Here is a 4,567-nt window from a genome sequence, read left to right as displayed (position 1 = left end):
TGGGTCTGGTAATTGGGAAAATGCTTCTACAATTGCTAGCGTACTCATAAATAATAAGTTAGAGTGAATCCGACTTCTACACTCTAAACCTAAACCCTGCCTACTGTCCAGAACGAAATAGCCCTGGGTGGAGGATATAACCTAGAAAGGACTAATCTGACGGGTGGGCGATTGAGTAAATTATTGATTTTGTTATCACTAGCATACTTGAAGAGTATAATTCAAGGGGTAGAAATCAAGTCAAAGCAAGTTCAAGAATATCTAAGTAGAAAAACAGAAAGTCACAGAAAATATGCACGCCATAGCACTTTTTATATTGGACTTTGGGGTGAATCATGGGTCGATTCGATGTTTAGTGATTGGCAGGTTGTTGTTGAATTAATGTCTTTATCTCCACATAAACTGCCTAATTATCAACAAGGCATAAGAGCTATGAGGCTTATTGTATCAGCGTTATAGGCGACTTGTCGCCCCGACAGCAATATTGGACATCAACAGACGTTTAAATATCTCAAAAAATTATCGCTTCACAGATGCCTGTGAAGCGATAATTTTGGGAAAAGTCTATTAGCAATTTATCGGACGCGATCGCATTTTCAATTAAACAGCCGCCAACTGTGGAGTCGGACGCTTGCTGTTGCGGATACCCTCGATCGCACCTGCGTAATCCTTCGCCTTAAATACCGCAGAACCAGCTACGATCGCATTTGCGCCCGCTTCCAACACCTGCCAAGTATTATCCACCTTCAAACCACCATCCACCTCAATCCAAGGATCGAGACCTCTCTCGTCGCACATTTGGCGCAACTTGCGGATTTTCGGCACAACAGTCGGAATAAAACTTTGACCGCCAAAGCCCGGGTTGACGCTCATAATCAGCACCAAATCGCAAAGTTCCAGCACGTGCTCGATCAACTCCAGCGGTGTCGAAGGATTCAAAACCACACCAGCCATTTTGCCCAATTCCCGAATTTGACCCAGGGTGCGGTGCAAGTGAGGCGAAGCATTGTGTTCGGCGTGCACCGAAATAATGTCAGCACCAGCTTTCGCGAAGTCCTCGACGTACTTCTCTGGTTCCACAATCATCAGGTGGACATCCAGAGGTTTCTTGGTGACGGGGCGAATTGCTTCGACAATCAGCGGCCCGATCGTAATATTAGGTACAAAGCGACCGTCCATCACATCTACGTGAATCCAGTCGGCGCCAGCGCGATCGACAGCCTGAATCTCTTCTCCAAGACGGCTAAAATCGGCTGATAATATTGATGGAGAAATAACGATCGATTTTTGGGATTTGGTCATGGCTAGCTCTGTGTCTCCTGTCTCCTGTGCTGTATCCAGTTTATCAAAATACGGCTCTCCGGGTCGAAAAGTTGTCAATAATAGGTAAGGGCAGGTTTAGCGGTCAAATTTTGCCTCTAAGAGACAATTTTTGTGCAAAACCTGCCCTGCTGCGAATTTTGGTTTACGATATAAATTTTCCGTCTAATAAATAACTTGCGTGCAAAACTAGATCTCCTGCAAATTTTCTGTAGCCAATTATGAAAAATAAAGATCCCTTAGACAATCCCGAACTCGATCGGGCAAGTCTGTTTGTACTCATGATCCCAGTCATCGGCTTTTTCCCCGCCCTGTGGAATCTTTACCGCCGTCAGGGCAGCCCCGAGCGCAAAGCCGTCAGCCGATTGGCAATTGCCCTTGCATTTAGCTGGCTCTTAGGACATATTCTTTTAGAAGCTGGAGCGATTTCTGCGGAATCTTCGACACTTACCATGTTATTAATGAGTAGCCTGCTGACAACCAGCTATTTTATCGTTGCTCTGGGACTGATGGTTCGCCTCTGGAAGCGTCAACCGCTATGGTTGCCCGGAATTAGCCGCGTAGCCGAGCAAGTGGTCGGCAAACATTTATCATAATTTAGGGTTCTTTTAAGCCCCTACCGTATTGATTGACTGCGTTTTCAGCTTGATACTACATATTGTCACGATCTTTTTTATTTTTGTTGTGTGTGAGGAAGCCAGTGCCAGCTCAAAAAACTCCTAATCAAGACCCTATCAAACAATCAACCGCTCAACCTTCAACCAAAAAATCGCACCAACCGCATCGAGGCCGTTGGCTGGGTTTTGGTTTTGGTTTGGCTGGAGTAGCCATGCTCTCAGCCACAGCCGGAGCGCTGCTAGCCGTCTCCCTTTCCACAACGCCGCTTCAGCAACAAAAGTTGAGCCCTGAAGAAGCTGCGGTGTTTTCTCAAGGCGACATGGCAAAGCTCAACATGAAGATGCCGGAGCTGACTCGCCCAGTTAATATTTTAGTTCTAGGACTTAAGGTTCTGAGTTCAGACCTCGAAGGCCATCCCGATAAAGATAAGGGATACGATGTCTGGCAAAACTCTTTTAAGGGTTTAACCGATACTATGCTGTTGGTGAGGTTTGACCCTCAAAATAAAAAAATAAGCGTGCTTTCCATTCCGCGAGACACCCGCACCTATGTCGAAGGTAGGGGTGTCGTGAAAATCAACGAAGCTAATTACTACGGCGGCCCTGCTTCATCCGCTAAGTCAGTGAGCGGACTGCTGGGCGGCGTGGGAATCGATCGCTATGTCACAGTCAATATTCAAGGCATCAAAAGTTTGGTAGATGCCCTGGGCGGGATTACGATTAATGTCCCTAAAGACATGAAGTATACCGACGAAAGTCAGCATTTATATATAGATTTAAAGGCTGGCAAACAACGTCTGAATGGCGAACAAATCGTACACTATTTGCTTTACCGACATGACGATTTAGGCGATATCGGGCGGGTACAGCGCCAGCAATTGTTGATGCGGGCTTTTGTGGAAGAGCAAGTTAATGTTGGTTTGCTCTCTCGGTTGCCGAAGATTTTATCGGTGATTCAGTCTCACCTTGATACTAATTTGAGTATAGAAGAATTGGTGGCTTTGGCTGGTTTTGCTACTCAAACCGATCGCGCTGGAGTGCAGATGTTGATGGTTCCTGGCAAATTCAGCGATCCTAAGGACTACAAGGCAAGTTTTTGGTTGCCAGACCAAAATGGCATCGAAACTCTGGTAGCAAAGCATTTTGACTTCGGTCAAAATACTTGGACAATCGAGAATGCTGATTCGACTTTTCTGAAGGTGGCGATTCAAGACAGTACGGGCGATCGATCGGCGGTTGAAGATTTTGTCAGGACTTTAACTCGGGCAGGCTATCGGAATGTGCAAGTTTCTAAAGCTTGGTCTGAACCGCTAGACCTAACGACGATTGTAGCTCAAGACGGGGACATTAAAAGTGCTCAAGCGATTCGCCAGTCTTTGGGTTTTGGAGAGGTGCTGGTTGAGAGTACGGGTGCTTTGCAGTCAGACGTGACAATCAGATTGGGTAAGGATTGGTTGAGTAAAAAAACTCAGTCTGGCGGAGGGCTTTAAGTCTTTTTAAACGGAGATATTTTTGCACTAATATCAGCAGGAAAGATGCCTGTTCCACAATAAATTTGATGTGTTGTGGAACGGGCATCTTTCCCGTTTATGAAAGGCTTATTGATAATGGTTCGATCGCCTCAGCCACCGCACCCACACCCAACCCAAAAAACTACCGATAAAATAAGACGGAAAATCCCACCAAGTAAAGGAGTTTCCCAATCCCAATCGTCCCGGTAAAGTAGCTCTAGCTGCTTGTAAAAACGGAGGTTGCCACAGTTGCAAAAACTCCAATCCGCAGGTAGCAATACACACTCCTATAGCAACCCAAACGAGGGAAGCTTGCGGCCACAAGAAAACTGTTAGCAAAATCCAAAATATTTCATAAGCTACGGCCCCGAAAAAATCGTTGAACCATTCCGGTGCAGGGCCGCGAGAAAACCTGATCGTGTAACCTAAAGGGATAATTACAGCAATGCTGATTAGCAGAGCAACTCGATATTTGAAAAAACGGTGATGGGGAGAAATTGGGGAATTCATTAAATTTGAGACAGGTTTTTTCGTTCACTTTAACGCTTTTGCTGTAGTATGAATTATACTCTTACAACAGTGACATGAGATGAATGATTACATCGATCTTTACTGCGAACGTATTATTCCTGGTTTATGGAGTGAACCACTAAATGCTGTATCTAATATTTCTTTTTTCATTGCAGCATGGGCTATTTTTCAATTGACTCGGCAACAGCAAAAAGTACCGACTGGTATTTGGATATTGATTAGTTTAGCCACCAGTATAGGTATTGGAAGTACCCTATTTCATACATTTGCGACAGAATGGGCAGGATTGCTAGATATGATTCCTATTGTGCTCTTTCAGCTTGTTTTTTTATGGTTGTATAGCCGTCAAGTAGTTAGAATGAAATATGGATATGCAGGAGGATTGCTAGTAGGATTTTTATTTGCAAGCAACTTCAGCAATCAATTTACAAATGTTCTCAACGGTTCTCTTTCTTATGCTCCTACTTCGCCAGTTCAAATCTGAAGTGCAACACCCAGGAGTTTGACCAAGGGGGACTCACAGGGATAGTCTAATGTTTACCACAACAAAAGGACACCCCCATGAGCTACACCCATCTTACTCTTTCT

At 44.8% G+C, this 4,567-nt stretch carries 6 protein-coding genes; 4 read left to right on the top strand and 2 right to left on the bottom strand.

Going from position 1 to position 4,567, the window contains the following annotated elements; translation table 11 throughout:
• Positions 1-171: 171 nt before the first annotated feature.
• Entirely contained in the window at positions 172-459 is a 288-nt protein-coding gene (locus tag QZ918_RS32955) for a hypothetical protein (RefSeq protein ID WP_293343275.1), read from the top strand.
• 141 nt (positions 460-600) lie between these two features.
• Here QZ918_RS32955 and rpe read toward each other — a convergent pair whose 3' ends face one another.
• Complete coding sequence (gene rpe, locus QZ918_RS32950; protein WP_293343272.1) at positions 601-1,302, bottom strand: ribulose-phosphate 3-epimerase; 702 nt, start codon at positions 1,300-1,302, stop codon at positions 601-603.
• 239 nt (positions 1,303-1,541) lie between these two features.
• On the opposite strand from rpe, the gene QZ918_RS32945 reads away from it, so the two are divergent.
• Positions 1,542-1,916: a hypothetical protein gene (locus tag QZ918_RS32945; protein ID WP_293156757.1), complete on the top strand. Its 375-nt coding sequence runs from the start codon at positions 1,542-1,544 to the stop codon at positions 1,914-1,916.
• Between the two features lie 104 nt (positions 1,917-2,020).
• Positions 2,021-3,427, top strand: a complete 1,407-nt coding sequence (locus QZ918_RS32940; protein ID WP_293343269.1) for an LCP family protein — start codon at positions 2,021-2,023, stop codon at positions 3,425-3,427.
• 108 nt (positions 3,428-3,535) lie between these two features.
• Here the strand turns inward: QZ918_RS32940 and QZ918_RS32935 are convergent, their stop codons facing one another.
• Positions 3,536-3,958, bottom strand: coding sequence for a ribosomal maturation YjgA family protein (locus QZ918_RS32935; RefSeq protein ID WP_293343267.1), 423 nt, complete (start codon positions 3,956-3,958; stop codon positions 3,536-3,538).
• Between the two features lie 79 nt (positions 3,959-4,037).
• Here QZ918_RS32935 and QZ918_RS32930 point away from each other — a divergent pair, with 79 nt between their 5' ends.
• Positions 4,038-4,463, top strand: coding sequence for a ceramidase domain-containing protein (locus QZ918_RS32930; protein WP_293343262.1), 426 nt, complete (start codon positions 4,038-4,040; stop codon positions 4,461-4,463).
• The last annotated feature ends 104 nt before the right edge of the window (positions 4,464-4,567 follow it).

The sequence above is a fragment of the Microcoleus sp. CAWBG58 genome (assembly GCF_020883045.1).
Taxonomy (GTDB): domain Bacteria; phylum Cyanobacteriota; class Cyanobacteriia; order Cyanobacteriales; family Microcoleaceae; genus Microcoleus.
Note: the sequence above shows the minus strand (reverse complement) of the source record. Positions and strands in the feature narration are given on the sequence as shown.

Excerpts from the sequence above, each read along its gene's own strand:
- QZ918_RS32930 (WP_293343262.1), top strand. The coding sequence starts at position 4,038 with ATGAATGATTACATCGATCTTTACTGCGAACGTATTATTCCTGGTTTA.
- rpe (WP_293343272.1), bottom strand. The coding sequence starts at position 1,302 with ATGACCAAATCCCAAAAATCGATCGTTATTTCTCCATCAATATTATCA.
- QZ918_RS32945 (WP_293156757.1), top strand. The coding sequence starts at position 1,542 with ATGAAAAATAAAGATCCCTTAGACAATCCCGAACTCGATCGGGCAAGT.
- QZ918_RS32935 (WP_293343267.1), bottom strand. The coding sequence starts at position 3,958 with ATGAATTCCCCAATTTCTCCCCATCACCGTTTTTTCAAATATCGAGTT.